Origin of the sequence: Leptolyngbya sp. Heron Island J, assembly GCF_000482245.1 — a bacterium.
GTDB lineage: Bacteria > Cyanobacteriota > Cyanobacteriia > Phormidesmidales > Phormidesmidaceae > Leptothoe.
In genome coordinates this window covers 88,835-107,692 of record NZ_AWNH01000070.1, presented here as the reverse complement: position 1 = coordinate 107,692, position 18,858 = coordinate 88,835, and the positions used below count along the sequence as shown (strand labels likewise).

Sequence of the window (18,858 nt, the reverse complement as noted above, 5' to 3'; positions counted from 1 at the left end):
CAACAATTAGCCAAGGTGAAGTGTAGCTAAGGGCATGAATCGCTAGAATAGCTAGAAATTGTGTCTGGCTGTTCCTTCTAAGTGTTTTATGGGCTTTCGTAAGTTTCGCCGGTGGTCCTACTGGCTGATGAGCTTGGTGATAGTGGTTGCGATCGCAGGCTGCTCCCTGGATAACTTCAAAACCAGCGATACTGAACTATCGCGGTTGGTCTACAGCATCCTCAGCGATCCCAAAACCTTTAACTACGCCCTCAGCAGTGAACGCCCTAATATCTTCCCTTTAACCTATAAAGGACTGATCAGCGAAAACTACGAAACTGGCGAAATCGAGCCGGAGCTAGCTGAATCTTGGGAATTTTCCGATGATGGCCTGGCCCTCACCTATACCCTCCGAGAAAACTTGAAATGGTCCGACGGCGAACCTCTCTCCGTTGACGATGTCGTCTTTACCTACAACGACATCTTTCTAAATGACGCCATCCCTACCCAAATTCGTGACATTCTTCGCATTGGTGAAGAAGGCAAACTGCCTCAGGTGATTAAACTTAACGAGCGTCAGGTCAGATTTGAAGTCCCTGAACCCTTTGCCCCATTTTTGCGTAATACCGGGGTCAACATCATGCCCAAACATGCCCTGGAAGACGCCATTACCCAAACCGATTCTGAGGGTAATCCATTATTTTTATCAACCTGGGGCACCAGCACACCCCCCAGTGAAATTATTAGCAATGGCCCTTACATGCTCAAAGCCTTTACCCCTGGCGAGCGGGTAGTCTTTGAACGCAATCCCTACTATTGGCGTACCGACGATCAGGGCCAGCCCCAACCCTATCTCCAGGAAATCATCTGGCAGGTGGTCGAGTCCCAAGATAGCGAATTTGTGCAATTTCGCTCCGGTGGTCTGGATCTGACCAGCGTCAAACCCGATAACTTTTCATTGCTTAAACGCGAGGAGGAGCGTGGTCAGTTCACCATCTACAACGGTGGACCTGCCCCCAGTAGCCTGTTTATATCGTTCAATCTCAACAAAGGCTCCCGTGATGGCACCCCCCTAGTCGATCCTGTCAAATCGCGCTGGTTTAATACCCTGGAGTTTCGCCAGGCCGTCGCCCATGCCATCGACCGCCCCACGATGCTGAACAATATTTATCAGGGTCTGGGAGTCCTTCAAAACTCATCTATTTTCCCCTTGAGCCCCTATTCTGCCAGTCCTGAAGAAGACGGCATCAAAGCCTACAACTACAACCTGGAAACCGCTAAAGATCTCCTGCTGTCCGTCGGTTTTCAATATAACGACAGCGGCCAGCTGCTCGATGCCGAGGGCAACCAAGTACGGTTTACCCTGATCACTAATGCAGGCAATAAAGTACGTGAAGCCATTGGTGCTCAGATCAAGCAGGATTTAAGCAAAATTGGCATCATCGTAGACTTTACCCCGGTTAGTTGGGGCTCCCTGGTCGAAAAGCTCGGCGATAGTCTCGACTGGGAATGTCACTTAATTAGCTTTGGCGGTGGCTTAGAACCCAACGGTGGCTCTAATGTTTGGAATCCAGACGGTGGCCTACATGCCTTTAATCAAAAACCACTGCCAGGCCAAGATCCTATTGAAGGTCGTGTCGTCGCCGATTGGGAAGCAGAAATTGGCCAGCTATACCTTAAAGGAGCCCAGGAATTAGATGAAGCCAAACGTCGGGAAATCTACGTAGAGGCCCAGCGAATTGTCCAAGAGCAGCTGCCGTTTATCTACCTGATCAACCAGTACTCCATGGCCGCCATTCGCGACAAAGTCCAGAATGTGAAATACTCTCCCCTGGGAGCATTATGGAATGTTTATGAACTTAGCCTGGCCGAGGAATAGTTTTGTTACTAAATAGTCTTTTTTGATAAGGAATTGCAATGGAGCCTTAAAGGAATTGGAGGTTCTGGGGTCAGCCTTACAAACGATGGTCATAATCGGCTTACATTAGACTTTAATCATGAAGTCTGATTATTGAAAAACGTTTAGAAACTGAGTTAACACCACCCAAAAGTCCTACAAGAGTCCCATTAGCTAGTGAATCGGTTGATAGGCCTAACATTTTCAAGCATATTTAGACTGGCGGTTGTACGGCATCGCCTTCTGGACAAACCACGGTGTTGTTTTGCTCAACTAGCCGTTCCGTCACCGCTGTTATAACTCTACCCATGGACGATATCGCGAAAGCCTATAACGTACTGGAGTTAGAGCCCGGTGCCTCACTCTCAGACGTCAATCAGGCTTATAAAGACCTCGTATTTATATGGCATCCAGATCGGATTCCAGCCGATAACACACGGCTACGCGATAAAGCCCAAGACAAGCTTAAACGTCTCAACGATGCCCGCAGTCGTTTAAAGCAGCATCTGCGTGACGGGGCGTCAAAGCCTAAACCCAATAAATATAATCCTGAGCGCTACGGCAGCCACCGCTATCGTTCCTACAGTCAAAATCGATATACCTATCCCTACAGCACTGCCAATACAGCTCAAAACGGCAGTGGGACAACGGATACAGCAGCAGCAGGGTATAGCAACGGCACTGCGGCCCAAAGCCGTCGGGCTGCGAGTAATGGCTACAGCTCAGCTGGCTATGGCTCCGCCAATAACTACAGACCCACCAATGGCTCCACCGCTAATAATGGTGCTGCCGCTAGTAACTCCACATCGTCCCACTCTGCCTACAAAGATCCAGTCGTTTCCAATGGGAATGGCACTAATGGTTCCAGCAATGGCGCAGCTGCTCAAAGTAACTCGAATAACGGCAATAGTGCCACCAGTAGCAGCCCAGCTAACGGTCGTAGCTCTGCGTATAGCTCCGCCTATCGTCCGGTCAATGACAATAGCTATGCAGACTATATCTATCAAGTACCTCAGTCCAGCAGCTATTCTGCTCCGCAGAACTCAAATGCTCGCAAAAAAGCTGACCCCGATTTAGAAGGCTCTGATTTTAAGGGAGCCAATCTTAAGGAAAAGGATTTTTCCGGTCGCAACCTGAGTAAGTCGAATCTAGAAGGTGCAGACCTCAGCGATGCCTTTTTGCATAAGGTCAACCTGAATCAGGCTAACCTGCATAAAGCTAAGCTCTTTCGAGCAAACTTACTGCAGGCTAACCTGAGTCATGCCAATCTGCGGGAAGCCAACCTAGTTGGCGCAGACCTTAGTGGCGCAGACCTTAGTGGCGCAGACCTCAGTGGTGCCATCATCGGCTACGGCAATAAGGTCATGGTCAAACTGACCGCCGCCAGGCTAACGGGCACAATTATGCCCGATGGCCGCATCCACGAGTAAGCCGCTAGGACTGCTACCAGTCATTTGTTTGGGTCCACCGCACTTCAACAAAGTCACGCACTGCGTCACGATTGTCATCACTACGTTTGGCCTGTAGTCGCTCCAGCAAAACTTTTTTCCTAGCGTGAGTCTGATTTTGGGGCTCAAGGGTAATCAGTAAATTCACAACCTCCATCGCTTTTTTTTCAGCCCCCGAAACCATGAAGACATCACTTAGCAAAACCAAGGATGGCACATGACGAGCGTTCTGCCGTCTGGCCTTTTGCAATAGAGCAGCCACTGAATGAAGCATGTCTTCACTATCGTAGATACTCAGGCTCACAACTTTAGTCCATAGCGTCCGAGCCTTGAGATACAGATGATCAGCAGAGCGATTGCTTCGATCAAATAACATCATGTTCAGTCAAATTCCATAGTCCTTCACACAGTAGATAGGTCGAAACACAGATCGCTTGAACCTGGCTCCCACCCACCTTGCTAAGAAGAATGTTCTGGATTAAGGACAGTTCCTAGAAACGGACAAACTTCATCATTTTTATAAAAAAATAAAAATAAGCCCTAAATAGGACAAAAACTCCTGAATCATTGGCCCAAAACCGCCATGGTGGAAAATGCGCTATTTCTCTGAGGTCAAATCCTCTAAGTTTCTAGCATCCCACTTAAGTACAGAGGCACTAATACCTTGCTCCTGCTTACGCTTGGCATCCACTTCAAACCAAGCAATGATTTGTGCGGTGGTCAGATCATCAACTGAGGTCTCCAAATCCTTAGCAATAAATGCTAAAAGCTTTGCCGTCGAAAGGGTTAACCGGGTCAGAAATTTTTCTGGTGTGGTTAGCAGAGCTTTATCTACCTCCGCAGATTCTTCGGGCGTCAAAAACTGGAGAGTTTGATCGAACATAGGAGTCTAATGTCATTGATGAGCATGGCACAGCAAACTTAGGCATTCCATAGAACACCTCCGCAATCAAATCAGAAAAACTACTTCTTCTGAATCCTATAACCGCAGAGGTTTTCACCGCGTACCAGCCAGTGGGTGCGTTCTACCTGACAGTCGGGTAAGGCTACTGCGAACATCGCAAGTTCATGACCGCAGACAGCGGGATAGGATGCGGCCACCTGGGAAATAGCGCAGTTGTATTCGGTGATAATGTACGTATCTTCATCGTCACCGCTGTGGAGCTCGGCCATGTAGCCTTCGGCCTGGCGTAGCTCCACCAGATGCTGAACGCGCTCAGGGAGGGTACCGTTACCCAGGGTTTTACAATAGTTCTCGGCCTTACGCTGCCACTGCTCTCGTAAAATTACACCCACCTGTTCCGCCCCAACGGTTGCCGTCATGGTGTCGAGTAATGACACGGCAAATTGGTCGTACTGAGAGGGAAATTGAGCCCGCCCTTTGGAGCTGAGCTGATAGATGTAATTGGGACGGCCCATACCAGACTGCATCGCCTGGTGTTCTACTAGATCTTCGGCCTGTAAATCTTTGAGATGACGTCGAATCGCCTGGGGACTGACGCTCAGATTCTCAGCTAGGGTCTGGGCTGTCGCCTGACCAGATTTCATCAAAAATTGGAGGATATCGTCCTTAGTGGATGGCTGCTGCAGTGAGGTCATCGGCCCTGAAGTTGCGATCGCAATATTACAGACTGTAAACAATAAAACTGACTCTTCTTACTTTAACAACATACGTGTTGCTAAAGTCTGCCAGCTCGATTACTCTTTAAAAAGAGTTAAGCAACCTGTGTGTTGTTTAATTATAGAATCATCTGGTTGTCTCAGCATCCCCATTCACCCATGACCTTAAGTAAACCCACACAGGCCACTGACAAAAATCTTGAGTTAATACGAAATTTTGCCCAAAGTTATGCCAAGCGTACCGGCACCTATTTTTGCGCCGATCTCGGTGTAACCGCAGTGGTACTGGAGGGTTTAGCGAAGCATAAGGATGACTTTGGCTCACCGCTATGTCCCTGCCGGCACTACGAAGATAAGGAAGCCGAGGTCAAAAGCACCTATTGGAACTGTCCCTGTGTTCCCATGCAGGAGCGTCGCGAGTGTCATTGCATGCTTTTCCTCACAGAGGATAACGACTTTGCTGGTGAAGACCAGGAAATTTCCTTCGATCACATTCGCAAAGAAACCAATAAGTACTAGCCTGATCGTTTGGTCAAAGACCTGACGTTTTGCTATTCATCCGGTCAGTTTGCGAAAACTCCAGATTTGTTCAATCACACCCCTCAGCCCTCTCGGTAAACCATGAGCACTAGCGTTCAAGCTGTTGTTAGTCAGCCCTATAAGTACGGATTTGTCACTGATGTAGAATCCGATGTTATTCCTCGCGGGTTGAGCGAAGACATCATTCGTTTAATCTCACAGAAAAAGAACGAACCGGAATTTATGTTGGAATTCCGTCTCAAGGCCTACCGACAGTGGCTTAAGATGACGGAGCCCAACTGGCCCAATGTCAACTACGAGCCCATCAACTATCAGGACATCATCTACTACTCGGCTCCCAAGCAAAGTGAAAAGCTCAAGAGCCTAGATGAGGTAGACCCAGAAATTCTGGCCACCTTTGAAAAGCTGGGTCTACCTTTATCAGAGCAAAAGCGCCTTACCAATGTGGCCGTTGATGCTGTGTTTGACAGTGTTTCCATCGCCACCACATTTAAAGAGGAGCTAGCAGAGCACGGCATCATTTTCTGCTCGATCTCAGAAGCAGTTCAGGACCATCCAGAACTGATCAAAAAGTATCTCGGTAGTGTGGTACCTTCGGCAGACAACTACTTTACAGCTCTAAACTCGGCTGTTTTTAGCGATGGGTCCTTTGTTTATATCCCCGAAAATACCCAGTGTCCGATGGACCTGTCTACCTATTTCCGGATTAACAATGGCGATTCCGGTCAGTTCGAGAGAACGCTAGTTATTGCTGACAAGGGTAGCTCTGTTACCTATCTGGAGGGCTGCACCGCCCCCATGTATGACAGCAATCAGCTACATGCGGCAGTGGTGGAGCTAGTGACACTAGACGACGCCAAAATCAACTACTCTACTGTGCAAAACTGGTTTGCTGGTGACAAAAATGGCAAAGGCGGCATCTATAACTTTGTCACCAAGCGCGGTCTCTGTGCTGGTAAAAATTCCAAAATTTCCTGGACCCAGGTGGAAACCGGTTCGGCTATCACCTGGAAGTATCCCAGCTGTGTCTTAGTGGGAGATAACTCCGTTGGCGAGTTTTACTCAGTAGCTCTGACCAACAACATGCAGCAGGCCGATACGGGTACCAAGATGGTTCACGTGGGCAAAAATACCCGTAGCACCATTATTTCCAAAGGAATTTCGGCAGGTAATTCCAAAAATAGCTATCGTGGTCTGGTTAAAGTCGGTCCTAAAGCTGAGAATGCCCGCAACTACTCCCAGTGTGATTCCATGCTGATTGGCGACACGTCCAACGCCAACACCTACCCTTACATCCAAGTTCAAAACAATACTGGTCAGGTAGAACACGAAGCTTCCACCTCCAAGATTGGCGAAGACCAGCTGTTTTACTTTGCCCAGCGAGGCATTTCTCCTGAAGATGCTGTTTCTATGATCATCAGCGGTTTCTGCCGGGATGTGTTTAATAAGCTCCCCATGGAATTTGCTGCTGAGGCCGATAAACTGTTGGCCCTCAAGTTAGAAAATGCCGTTGGCTAGCGCCCCACCCCAAGACATATCAGATATACATGATTAATCCAGACGCAAAAACAATTCTCTCTGTTAAAGATCTACGAGCTAGCGTAGATGGGACCGAAATTCTCAAGGGTATGAACCTAGAGGTTAAAGCCGGTGAAGTCCACGCTATTATGGGTCTGAACGGCTCCGGCAAGAGTACCTTTTCTAAAGTTTTGGCAGGTCATCCCGATTACGAAGTGACCCATGGCACCATCGAGTTTAACGGCAAGGACCTGTCTGAGCTAGAGCCCCATGAGCGAGCCACTGCTGGTGTCTTTCTAGCGTTTCAATATCCTTTGGAAATTCCTGGGGTGAGCAACCGTGAATTTTTGCGGGTGGCCTACAATGCTCATCGCAAGGCCCGAGGTGAAGACGAGATTGACGTCTTTGACTTTGACGACCTGATCGAAGAGAAAGCTGAGGTTGTCAAAATGAATGTCAGCTTTTTGGATCGCAGCGTTAATGAGGGCTTTTCTGGCGGTGAGAAAAAGCGCAACGAGATTTTACAAATGGCTTTGTTGGAGCCTACTCTGGCGATTTTGGACGAAACTGACTCTGGTTTAGATATTGATGCTTTAAAGACCGTGGCTGAGGGGGTCAATCAGCTGGCCACTGCTGACAATGCCAACCTGGTGATTACCCACTATCAGCGATTGCTCAACTACATCGTGCCTGACTACGTTCATGTCATGTGCGGTGGGCATATCATTAAAACCGGCGGTAAGGAACTCGCCTTGGCCCTTGAAGCTAAAGGCTACGAATGGCTCTTGGAAGAGCAGGCGGTGCCTTCATGAGTAATGTTGTAACCGTGGCTCAGCGCGATCGCTACTTGACCGCGCTACTGACTCAGGCTGCTACCTCAGCTCAGCAGTCGCCTCTAGAGCTAGACACTTTGCGGGCAGCGGCTCAGTCGTTGGTTCAAGAGCGCACATTCCCTTCCAACCGCGATGAGGCTTGGCGCTTTACCGACCTATCGCCAATGCTGGATAAGTCGTTTCAGGCTCCCGCCAATCCTAGTCAGGCGGTGCTAGAGCAAGCCCAGACACTACTGACCAGTGTTAGCCTGACTGACGCCAGCCGCTTGGTGTTTGTCAATGGCGTCTATGTCGACAGTCTTTCTCAGGCTGTTGATGGTGTTAGCGTACTGAGTCAGCTGACAGCTATCCCTGATGGATTAGCCCAGGTGCATGGCAGTAACGAAGTATTTACGGCTCTAAATACGGCTGGATTTGTAGATGCTGCGGTACTCCACATTGGCAGAAACACAGTTATTGAACGCCCAGTTCAGGTAATTTACCTAACAGTCGGTGAAGGTTTATTTGTACAGCCCCGCTGTCTGGTAATCGCAGAAACTGGCAGTGCTGTGACGTTACTGGAAGAATTTCACAGTAGTGGCTCTAGCTTTACCAATAGCGTCAGTGAAATTTGGGTACATGACAATGCCGAGGTGACCCACCTGTGTCTTCAGCAAGAATCCACTGACGGGATACACATTGGTAAAACAGCCGTTTCTCAGGCGCGGGATAGTCGATATCGCAACACTACCCTTAATTTAGGCGCTGGCATCTCTCGCCATCACCTTGAGGTGTATCAGACAGGTCCTCAAACCGAGACCGACCTATATGGTCTGACGGCCATTCGTGACCAGCAGCTGGCCGATACCCATAGTTTAGTGGCGCTCAATCATCCCCATGGGACCGCTAATCAGCTCCAGAAGAATATCATTGATGGGCGTGCCCACGGTGTGTTTAACGGTCAGGTGTATGTGCCTAAACCGGCGCAGTTAACCAACGCCTCCCAGCTGAATCGCAATCTGCTGCTATCGCCTAAGTCGCGGGTAGACACCAAACCCGAGCTAGATATTGTGGCCGACAATGTGAAGTGTGCCCACGGGGCTACCGTCAGTCAGCTGGCACCGGATGAAGTCTTCTATTTACAAAGTCGGGGCATTAATCGTGACCAGGCCCAGCGACTTCTCATTTACGCCTTTGCCATGGAAATTATTGAGCCGATTCCTGTGGCTCCCCTGCGAGAGCGTATGACCCAGTACATTCAGCAATGGACAGTGTAGGCAATGACTCTAACGATGGCCAAACCTCTCGCCGATGAAGTCCGGGCGGATTTTCCGATCCTGGATCAAACGGTGAATGGCAAGCCGCTGATTTACTTTGATAATGCAGCCACATCTCAGAAGCCTAAAGCTGTTCTGGATGCTCTGGTGAATTATTACAATCGGGATAATGCCAATGTCCATCGTGGTGTTCATACCCTAAGCGCTCGGGCAACGGCGGCCTATGAAGCCACTCGCGATAAGGTGGCGGCATTTGTCAACGCGGCCAGTCGGGATGAGATTGTCTTTACCCGTAATGCCAGTGAAGCAATTAACCTGGTGGCCTATGCCTGGGGTTTGAGTAACTTGAAAGCTGGGGACGAGGTGATTCTGTCGGTGATGGAACACCACAGCAACCTGGTGCCCTGGCAGTTGGTGGCACAGCGGACAGGCGCTGTATTAAAGCATGTACAACTGACAGAAACTCAGGAATTTGACCTAGATCATTTTCGGGAGTTGATTGGCGATCGCACCAAGCTGGTGGCCATCAACCATATCTCAAACACTCTGGGCTGTATTAATCCGGTAGAAGACGTCGTCAAGCTGGCCCATGCTCAAGGCGCGAAAGTGCTGATTGACGCCTGCCAGAGCGTGCCCCACATGCCTGTGGATGTCCAGGCCATTGACTGCGATTGGTTGGTGGCTTCAGCTCACAAAATGTGTGGCCCCACGGGCGCTGGGTTTCTCTACGGCAAACTCGATATCCTCAACGCTATGCCCCCATTTTTGGGCGGTGGTGAGATGATTCAGGATGTTTATCTGGATCACTCGACCTATGCGGAACTGCCCCACAAGTTTGAAGCTGGAACCCCAGCGATTGCTGAAGTGATCATGCTGGGAGCGGCAGTGGATTACCTGATGGGGATTGGCATGGAGCGGATTGCCCAGTACGAGCATGAGCTCACCCAGTATTTGTATGAGCGCCTGGCGGATGTACCTAAGCTGAAGCTCTATGGACCAATGCCCAATGCCGATGGTAGTGGACGGGCTGCGATCGCGACCTTTACCGTCGATAGCCTCCATCCCCAAGATATCTCAACCTTTTTAGACCAGGCCGGTATTGCCATTCGCTCAGGGCACCACTGCACTCAACCACTGCATCGGTTGCTGAATATAGACTCCACCGCTCGGGCGAGTCTGTACTTCTACAACACCTACGATGAAATCGATAGCTTTGTTGCCGCCCTCAAAGACACGATTGAGTTCTTTGGCAACATTTTTGACTAGTACTAATGGGTGAACAGTGAAGGCATTGCTCACCCATTAGTACTAGCAAACAGAGTTAAAACACGACGCTGCTGAGGAATCCTAATTGAAGAAGTCTGATATCTGTAGTTTTTAGGGGGCTCTTGCCCAACCTATAGCTGCATCAGATTGATTTATTCTTAATCAATTAGGATGTCACTTACATCTGAACAATCGCATCAGCCACTAGTAACGTCTGTTTTTTTAGATGCCTATGCATCCCCTAGCGCCCTATCCCAAGCCCTCTTGGACCTGAACAGATGTGCCTCGATTTACCGTGGTGATGTGGATGCGGCGACAGCTGCGATCGCCTACTCAGCGGTTAAAAATTTGGGCCTGACCAGTTGTCAGGTATGGCTATATGCCGACAGTCGCACTGCCTTTAAACCAGTAGCTCATTATGGGTCCGATGCCCTGAGCCAGCCTGTTCAAATCGCTGAACATGCTGACTATTTTGAGAACCTGGGCCAGCAGGATTGGCTAGTGGTTAATACAGCTGAAGCAATCCATCAAGCTGCCAACCGCAGCCCCACAGATATCTCGGTCAGTTGGCCACCCTATCTACGGAGCCAACAGCCAACCATTACCGCTCTGATCGAAGTCCCCATCCACCATGACCAACAAATTGTTGGCGTTCTATGCTGTGTTCAACACCATGCTCCCAGGGTTTGGCAAGCCGCTGAAAAATCTTTCGCGCTAACTGCGGCCTGTCTGATTGCCCTGGCCATAAGCCATGCCAGCCAGCAACAAAAAACTAAAGCCTTAAACAAACAGGACCACCAGCTCAAGTTAGCAAACATTGAGCGACAACAAGCAGAGCAAGCCTGGCAAGAAAGCCAACGCTTTATCCGAGGTATCCTGGACGCCAGCAGCAACATTCTCTATGTCAATAATTTTGCCAGCGGCACTAATTACTATGTCAATGGCTATATGGAGAATATCCTGGGGTATTCTCCAGACGAGATTCAACAATTCGGCGCTCATTTTTTAGAACGTTTAGCCCATCCCCATGACATAAACACTATTCAACAAGCTCGTCAACAGCTAGCCCAGTCGCAAAGCGGAGACGTGATTGAAAATGAATATCGACTCCAGCATAAACAGGGCCACTGGCATTGGTTGCTTTGCCGAGAAACTATCTTTCAGTGGAACCCAGATGGAACTCCTCTACAGCTGTTGGGGACCGCCACAGACATTACCATGCACAAAGAAAACACTGCAGCCTTACAACAGCAAAATCAAGAACTCACAGCTCTGGCTCGGGTCGACGCCTTAACCCAGATTGCCAATCGTCGCGTTTTTGATGAGTTTCTCCGCAATGCCTGGATGTCTCACAACCAGACTCCCCTGACTCTCATTCTGTGTGATATCGACTACTTTAAGCTCTACAACGATACCTATGGACACCAGGCTGGGGATGAATGTCTGCGGCTTGTGGCGCAGGCATTACAAAAGGCAGTTAAACGTCAGCCTGACCTGGTTGCCCGCTATGGGGGTGAGGAATTTGCAGTGGTACTTCCCAATACTGCCCTCGTCGGAGCACAGTATGTGGCTCAGGCTATTCAAACATCCGTACAAGAGCTTAAAATTGAGCATCGTCTGTCAACAGTGAGCACCTATCTCACTGTTAGTTTAGGAATTGCCACGGTTGCATCCACCACAAATGGATCTCCCCAAGAGCTGATTAGCGCCGCCGATCAGGGGCTCTATCAGGCGAAATCCGATGGTCGAGCCCAATTCTCAGTTGGGCAGTTGGACATACCTGTGACAAATTTTTAATCAACCAACCACAAACACTTTCAGCTAGCATGACTCTCAATCGCAGTCTCTACTTAGGAATGAGGATTCAATGAGGTCCTATCTTTTGCCGTACAGGCGTTCCATGGAACGCCTCTGCAGACAACATTGTTGGATTTGATAAAATCCTGATCCCTTAGCAACGGCCTATGAAAACTAACGCCGCCCGTCTGCTTGACACCCTGGCTATTGACTATCAGATTCTGACCTATACGGTAGACCCAGATAACTTGGTGGCTAGCGCTACCGCTGACAAACTGGGGCTAGCCCACGATCAAGTTTTTAAGACACTGGTAATTCGGGGCGATCGCAACGGAATTTGCCTGGCTGTGTTAGCGGCCAACGCGCAGCTCAACCTCAAGGCTCTGGCTAAGCTGACCAAGGACCGAAAACTGTTACCTGTCGCCCTCAAAGAAGTACAGCCCCTGACTGGCTATATCCGCGGTGGTGTCACCGCCCTCGCTGGCAAAAAGAACTATCCGACCTACGTCGATGAATGGATTGAGGCCCACGACAAAATTGCCGTCTCAGCTGGCATGCGTGGAGCTATGCTTTGGCTGAGCCCACAGGATTACATTAAAGCCACCCAGGCAGTTGTGGGTTCTATCATCTTGTAGAGGCAGTTTATCGGGCTAGCAACATATAACCCCGTCCCTGAATCGTCATAATCTGCACCGTACTGGTATCGAGCTTGGTTCTGAGACGTGAAATATGCACATCCAGGGCCTTTGTCTCTAAATCAGCATCATGGGTGTATCCCCACACCCGTTGAAAAATATTCTCTCGCGTAAAAATTTGTCCTGGGGACTGAGCCAACAGATACAAAATGTGAAACTCAATCTCAGTAAGGCGAATAGAGGTATTTGAGTCATACACCTTACGGGTCTGGGGATAGAGAATGAGATTGCTCACAGAGACCACTGGCAAATGATTGACTTGGCTAGTGGAGCGTTCTCTTCCTGCTGGAGACAAACGTCTCAATATTGAACGAATTCGAGCAATGAGCTCTCGACTGGAAAAGGGCTTAACAATATAGTCATTTGCCCCCAAATCTAAACCCACTACCCGATCAGAGGGACTACCCAACACAGTTGCCATAATAATTGGCACATCTGATTTCTGGCGAATCAGCCGACATACTTGCAAACCATCCAACTTCGGCATCAGGATATCCAACACAACGAGGTCAATCGCATAAGCTCTAAACTGAGCTATGGCATCTGCCCCATCCACGGCCAAAACTACTTCATAGCCAGCCTGAGTTAAATTACGCTGCAAAGCGTTACGAATATGAACCTCATCCTCAGCAATCAGGATGACAGCTTTACCGTTAACCACTGACATAACCTCAATGCACAGCTCTGCAAAATAAACGCCCATTGGGCATTTATTTTGCTCAATCAGAGCACTGTGGAGGAAAAATCGGCAAAAGTGACTTAGGCCTTAGCCTGTAGCTAAATCAAAGAATTAATGCCGTTGCTGCTTTAGAGGATGAATCAATCTGCTAAGCAGTGCAATTAGCCCAAACTTGACAGATGAAATCACACTGAGGAGCAGCAACGCCGGATTACTATTAGCCAAGTAAACAACTGATAAGGGCACATACCATGAGTGCCCTTACGGCCATATCACTTAATAAAATATTTCCTCTTTTGGGAAATATTACGTGACGTAATTACTGTTTGTTGAATTAAAATCTCCTCAATTTTGCAGATTGTAATCTATGTTGATGAAGTCTAACTCGTTTGACACTGTAACATTTGAAAGGTCGGATTCAGACCCTGATCTAGTTAGAGGTAGAGCACCTTAACAATTCGATACACATTTAAACAAATGTGTCAGTAATCCGTGTTTGATGATTGACTGCAGTCTAATGCTTTATTACGAGTTCATGTGAGGTTAGTAAGTCGGTTACTTGATTGCTACGTGGTCTTTTGGAAAAGAATTAAGAGTTTGGTTGGTAGCCTATTACTAAGTCAAACTCTGTTCTTATCCTAAGAACAGGTAGCTTGGAATAAAGACTTTAAGACACTTGTTTACTTAAAGGGCTGCTGGTTGTTAGTTTTTCGATGCCTTAAATTATTTAAAAGCCCGTTGGTTATCTCCTTGATTTTGCTCAGATTGAAAATGTTGATGTAAGTCTTTGAGCAAACGTTTTATACTCCATAAAATTTTTATGGGATTTTAAATTTTTATTTTTTAGATACTAAATTAGATATGTATCTTGGTTTTATCCACATAAAGTTTCTCCCGTCCTTTATTTTTATTGAAGGCTAAATTAGCAAAATACTTTTATAGCTGTTAACCAACCTGTTAACCGTTTCACTTGCACGACTTGGACTAGTTAATTCATTGGTGAACTATAGATATTGGTAGTTTTCTTGTGATTTAATAGCATCAAGTCAACTGTCCCCATGCACCTTTCTCACTGTATGGTGATGACGTAGGAGGCCAGGCAAGTCTTGAGCAATAACGGGTTTGAATTTAATTTAGTTCAGTCTGAAATGATTGATGCAGACCCGTCTATGTTGTCCGCTTCAGAAGCCTCTAACCATGGCATAAGTTTTCAACTAACAGAGCAAATTTTAGGGCTCATACAGCGAGGAGACTCTTTTCAAAAATTAGTTAGTTGGTTGCCGATGACTGTGGCCAAACAGTTTGATCTGCGTGGCTGTCAGATAGAGCTATATGAAAACCAACAGCAGCAAGCCAAATTAGTGGGTGGCGTTGGTGATGGCTGGCTGGGACCAGCTAACCAGTCCCGGCCCATTACTCAGCTATGGGACCTCTATAAGCCCCTAACTCAAGGAACATCGCTGCAGTTTAGCTCCCAGTGTCTAGGGACTAAAAAACCATCGGATGCTTCTTTGACATGGCTGGGCTGTCCAATCATGATGCGAACCACCTCGTTAGGGAATATGTGGGTGCTGCGTTCAGGTCAACGCGCTTTTGATGGGACGGAGTCAAAGCAGCTATGTCGACTGGCAAATTATGTTGCGATCGCACTTCATCAAACCCATCTAGAACAAACCATAGACCAGCAACAGACCCAAATTCGCCAATTGCGTAACGCCAAAGACGAATTTCTACAGCTCATCTCCCACGAATTATTTATTCCGCTGGGGAGTATTCAGCTATCCGCCCAAACCCTGGAGAGAATCTTTAAAGACGCCTCATGGCGCAAGGTACCTCAGCGTAGCACTGTACTCAAAGTGTTGAGCCTCCTCAGCCAAGAATGTCGGCGACAGAAACAGTTTGTCGACAATCTCATTACCCTGATGTTTCCCGAACACCAAAAAGCATCAGAACCGGTATTAATGAACCTGAGCGAGTGGTTGCCCTCATTGCTACGCACATTTACCACCAGGTTGGAGCAAGAGTCTTTAAAGCTCAGCATCACTATTCCCCAAGAGCCATTGTTATTTGAGTGCGACGTCACCCAGCTCGAGCGAGTGATCACAGAGCTGATCAACAATGCCATCAAATACACGCCAGCTAAAAAGACAGTCAAAATCACCGTCAAAGCTATCGATACTGCAGTAGAAATCGCCATCGCCAATACCGGTGTGCAAATTCCACCCAGCCACCAACCCTACATCTTTGAAAAGTTTTATCGCGTCCCTGAGATAGACAAACAACAGTATGGCGGTAGCGGACTGGGTCTGGCTCTGACAAAGCAGCTGGTTATCAATTTAGGCGGCACCATTGAATTAAAAAGCACAAGGCAAAAAACCACATTTACAGTGAAGCTGCCCAAGTAGAAAACCTGATACATTCTTAGTTTTTAGGGAGCTGCCGTTGGCTAAGCTCAACCTGCCTACAGGGCGTTACTACATCCGTCACACCCACAAAAAGCCGGAATCTTAAAACATCCTCTTACCAAATTTTCTACTTCAACGCAGTACTGCTTGCTTTAATGGACTAAACTGTGTTGATGTTGTGAGAATCTGCTGAACTATGCGCCTGTCCCAGATGCTGTTTGTCACGCTGCGTGAAGATCCGGCTGAGGCGGAGATTCCCAGTCACAAGCTCCTAATCAGGGCGGGCTATATCCGGCGAGTTGCCAGCGGGGTATTTGCCTATTTGCCACTGATGTGGCGAGTGCTCAATAAGGTATCAGCCATCGTCCGTGAAGAAATGAACGCGACGGGAGCCCAGGAATGTTTGCTCCCCCAGCTGCAGCCTGCTGAACTATGGCAGGAGTCGGGCCGGTGGGACACCTACACCAAGGCAGAAGGAATCATGTTTGCCCTGACCGACCGGCGTCAGCAGGAAGTGGCCCTGGGCCCCACCCATGAAGAGGTGATTACGGCTGTAGCCCGCGACATGGTGCGCTCCTATCGGCAGCTGCCCACCCATCTGTATCAGATTCAAACTAAGTTTCGCGATGAGATTCGCCCCCGATTTGGTCTGATGCGGGGTCGGGAATTCATTATGAAAGATGGCTATTCGTTCCATGGGGACATTGATAGTCTCAAAGCCACCTATGACGAGATGTACCAGGCCTACAGCAATATTTTGGCTCGCTGTGGTCTCAAGTTTCGGGCAGTGGAAGCAGACTCTGGAGCCATTGGCGGGTCTGGCTCCCACGAATTTATGGTCCTGGCCGATGCGGGGGAAGATGAGGTGCTGTTCACCGAGGATGGCAAGTACGCCGCCAATGTGGAAAAGGCGGTATCGCTGCCTGCGGATGCCATTCCCTCAGAGTTTAATGAATATAAAAAACTAGAAACTCCTAACACTTCCACCATTGAGACGATGGCTAAGTTTCTAGATTGCTCGCCGACTCAAATTGTCAAAAACGTTCTCTACCAGGCGGTTTATGACAATGGTCAAACCGTACTGGTCTTGATCAATATCCGTGGTGACCAGGACGTTAACGATACTAAATTGCAAAACGCCCTGACCAATCTAGCCGATGATTATGGCGCATCCACCCTGTTGTCGTTAGAGGTTCCTGATGCTGAGGCCCAAGCTAAATGGGCGGCTCAGCCTTTACCCCTGGGCTACATTGCCCCTGATATTTCGAACGACTACATTCAAAAACAGGACAACATAGTTCCCCACTTCCTCCGCCTCATCGACGAGACCGCTGTGGATCTCAAGAACTTTGCCACAGGCGCAAATGAAAAGGGCTATCACGTGGTCGGTGCCAACTGGGGTGACCAGTTCACTTTGCCGAAAAAGGTTGTCGATGTTCGCAAAGCCATAGCCGGCGATCGCGCCGTTCACGACTCTAGCCAAACCATTCAAACTGCACGGGGCATCGAGATCGGCCATATTTTCCAGCTGGGCACCAAGTATTCTACTGCCCTGGGAGCCACCTTTACCGATGAAGGCGGTAAGCCTCAACCACTAGTAATGGGCTGCTACGGCATTGGCGTATCCCGTCTGGCCCAGGCAGCTGTGGAACAGTCCTACGACAAAAATGGGATTATTTGGCCAGTTGCGATCGCACCCTACCACGCCGTTGTTGTCGTCCCCAACATCAACGACGCTGACCAGATGGCGGCTGCAGAAAAGCTGTATACCGATCTGAATGCTGCCGGTGTGGAAACCCTGCTCGACGACCGTAAAGAACGAGCTGGGGTGAAATTCAAAGATTCCGAACTAATTGGCATTCCTTTCCGGGTGGTGACGGGCCGCTCATTGAAAGAGGGTAAGGTAGAAGCGGTCAAACGTGCCGATGGCGAATCGGTTGAATTGCCCCTGGATGAGGTGGTAAGCACCGTGAAGCAATGGGTCGATGAGGCCGTTGCAGGCGTATAAATCATCCAAGCAGTCCCGTAGCAACCCCGTAGGGTGGGCAATGCCCACCCTAGAATTTGATGCCAGTTTTGTAGGCCATGGAATTTATTTCAATCCTGCTGTCCAGCCTTTTGTTTATCGGTTCACCCATTGGTTTTGGGTTGGATACCATTGCTGAAAATGCAATTCGGTCTCGGTTAGATGGTGTCGAAGATGTTCAGGTACGAGTGGATAATGGGTCAAATTTAAACCTGCTCAAAGGGAAAATCGACCGGCTGCAGGTAGGGGTGCGGGGGCTGTATCCAGTAGAAGGATTTCGGGTTGCGATCGCAGATCTAGAAACCGATCCAATTGATCTAGACTTCAGCAGTCTTAGACGGGGCAACGTAGTTCTAGACCAGCCGCTCAACGGGGCACTCCACATAGTGATCACCCCAGAAGACCTTAACCAGTACTTACTATCCCCCGAGTTCACCGAGCGACTTAATAACATTCAAGTCAACCTGGGCAATGCCGCCCAGAACCGTGAGGTCAGCCGCTATCAGTTTAGTAACCCCAACGCCACCTTTCTCCCCGACAACCAACTGCAGCTAGAACTCGATTTAGCCGATCCTAATCGAGACGAAGTTCTAAACATCAAGGCCCAAACCAGCTTTACCATCGAAAACGGCCACCGGCTGATTTTAGTGAACCCGCAGGTTTCTGTAAACGACAGCGAAGCCCCCGAACAACTACTCGATGCCTTTACCGAAAACTTGGGCGATCGCCTCAGTTTGAGACGTCTGGAGGACTCCGGCATCACCACCCGTATTTTGGACGCATCCATCAGCCCTGAACAATTTGACCTGGTCATGTGGGTCAGCATTGATCCCAGCTTTACGCAGTAGCACCCTAATGATAGGTTCCCATTGAGGTATGGGAAAAATCAATAATGTAAG

At 48.7% G+C, this 18,858-nt stretch carries 16 protein-coding genes; 12 read left to right on the top strand and 4 right to left on the bottom strand.

What is annotated here, in order from left to right; all coding sequences use genetic code 11:
* Positions 1 to 88: 88 nt before the first annotated feature.
* On the top strand, positions 89 to 1,858 hold the full coding sequence (locus N836_RS59010) for an ABC transporter substrate-binding protein (RefSeq protein WP_023074240.1): 1,770 nt from the start codon (positions 89 to 91) through the stop codon (positions 1,856 to 1,858).
* A gap of 326 nt (positions 1,859 to 2,184) precedes the next feature.
* A complete protein-coding gene (locus tag N836_RS77625) occupies positions 2,185 to 3,306 on the top strand; it encodes a pentapeptide repeat-containing protein (RefSeq protein ID WP_023074239.1) in 1,122 nt (373 codons plus the stop codon).
* A 13-nt stretch (positions 3,307 to 3,319) separates the two neighbouring features.
* Here N836_RS77625 and N836_RS59000 read toward each other — a convergent pair whose 3' ends face one another.
* From N836_RS59000 to sufR, 3 genes are all read right to left on the bottom strand, one after another.
* Entirely contained in the window at positions 3,320 to 3,703 is a 384-nt protein-coding gene (locus N836_RS59000) for a hypothetical protein (protein WP_023074238.1), read from the bottom strand.
* Positions 3,704 to 3,922: 219 nt separating this feature from the next.
* Positions 3,923 to 4,207: a hypothetical protein gene (locus N836_RS58995; protein ID WP_023074237.1), complete on the bottom strand. Its 285-nt coding sequence runs from the start codon at positions 4,205 to 4,207 to the stop codon at positions 3,923 to 3,925.
* A gap of 80 nt (positions 4,208 to 4,287) precedes the next feature.
* On the bottom strand, positions 4,288 to 4,965 hold the full coding sequence (gene sufR / locus N836_RS58990) for an iron-sulfur cluster biosynthesis transcriptional regulator SufR (RefSeq protein WP_327058720.1): 678 nt from the start codon (positions 4,963 to 4,965) through the stop codon (positions 4,288 to 4,290).
* A 138-nt stretch (positions 4,966 to 5,103) separates the two neighbouring features.
* Between sufR and N836_RS58985 the strand changes: the two genes are divergently transcribed.
* From N836_RS58985 to ybaK, 7 genes are all read left to right on the top strand, one after another.
* Positions 5,104 to 5,463 (top strand): ferredoxin-thioredoxin reductase catalytic domain-containing protein, encoded by a 360-nt coding sequence (locus N836_RS58985; protein ID WP_023074235.1) that lies wholly within the window; start codon positions 5,104 to 5,106, stop codon positions 5,461 to 5,463.
* Positions 5,464 to 5,565: 102 nt separating this feature from the next.
* A complete protein-coding gene (sufB, locus tag N836_RS58980) occupies positions 5,566 to 7,002 on the top strand; it encodes a Fe-S cluster assembly protein SufB (protein ID WP_023074234.1) in 1,437 nt (478 codons plus the stop codon).
* Between the two features lie 29 nt (positions 7,003 to 7,031).
* On the top strand, positions 7,032 to 7,814 hold the full coding sequence (gene sufC, locus N836_RS58975; protein ID WP_023074233.1) for a Fe-S cluster assembly ATPase SufC: 783 nt from the start codon (positions 7,032 to 7,034) through the stop codon (positions 7,812 to 7,814).
* Complete coding sequence (gene sufD / locus N836_RS58970; RefSeq protein WP_023074232.1) at positions 7,811 to 9,091, top strand: Fe-S cluster assembly protein SufD; 1,281 nt, start codon at positions 7,811 to 7,813, stop codon at positions 9,089 to 9,091. The genes sufC and sufD overlap by 4 nt, the downstream gene beginning before the upstream one ends.
* 15 nt (positions 9,092 to 9,106) lie before the next feature.
* A complete protein-coding gene (locus tag N836_RS58965) occupies positions 9,107 to 10,357 on the top strand; it encodes a SufS family cysteine desulfurase (protein WP_023074231.1) in 1,251 nt (416 codons plus the stop codon).
* Positions 10,358 to 10,528: 171 nt separating this feature from the next.
* Complete coding sequence (locus tag N836_RS73570) at positions 10,529 to 12,154, top strand: diguanylate cyclase domain-containing protein (RefSeq protein ID WP_023074230.1); 1,626 nt, start codon at positions 10,529 to 10,531, stop codon at positions 12,152 to 12,154.
* Positions 12,155 to 12,321: 167 nt separating this feature from the next.
* A complete protein-coding gene (ybaK, locus tag N836_RS58960; RefSeq protein ID WP_023074229.1) occupies positions 12,322 to 12,789 on the top strand; it encodes a Cys-tRNA(Pro) deacylase in 468 nt (155 codons plus the stop codon).
* Between the two features lie 7 nt (positions 12,790 to 12,796).
* Here the strand turns inward: ybaK and N836_RS58955 are convergent, their stop codons facing one another.
* On the bottom strand, positions 12,797 to 13,552 hold the full coding sequence (locus tag N836_RS58955) for a response regulator (RefSeq protein WP_023074228.1): 756 nt from the start codon (positions 13,550 to 13,552) through the stop codon (positions 12,797 to 12,799).
* Positions 13,553 to 14,697: 1,145 nt separating this feature from the next.
* On the opposite strand from N836_RS58955, the gene N836_RS58950 reads away from it, so the two are divergent.
* The 3 genes from N836_RS58950 to N836_RS58940 all read left to right on the top strand — a co-directional run bounded on the left by N836_RS58950 (position 14,698) and on the right by N836_RS58940 (position 18,807).
* Positions 14,698 to 15,933 (top strand): sensor histidine kinase, encoded by a 1,236-nt coding sequence (locus N836_RS58950; protein ID WP_161635000.1) that lies wholly within the window; start codon positions 14,698 to 14,700, stop codon positions 15,931 to 15,933.
* A 196-nt stretch (positions 15,934 to 16,129) separates the two neighbouring features.
* Positions 16,130 to 17,941 carry a proline--tRNA ligase gene (gene proS, locus N836_RS58945; RefSeq protein ID WP_023074226.1) on the top strand — a complete coding sequence of 604 codons (1,812 nt, stop codon included), beginning with the start codon at positions 16,130 to 16,132 and terminating at the stop codon, positions 17,939 to 17,941.
* Between the two features lie 77 nt (positions 17,942 to 18,018).
* Positions 18,019 to 18,807, top strand: coding sequence for an LmeA family phospholipid-binding protein (locus N836_RS58940; RefSeq protein WP_023074225.1), 789 nt, complete (start codon positions 18,019 to 18,021; stop codon positions 18,805 to 18,807).
* Positions 18,808 to 18,858: the final 51 nt, after the last annotated feature.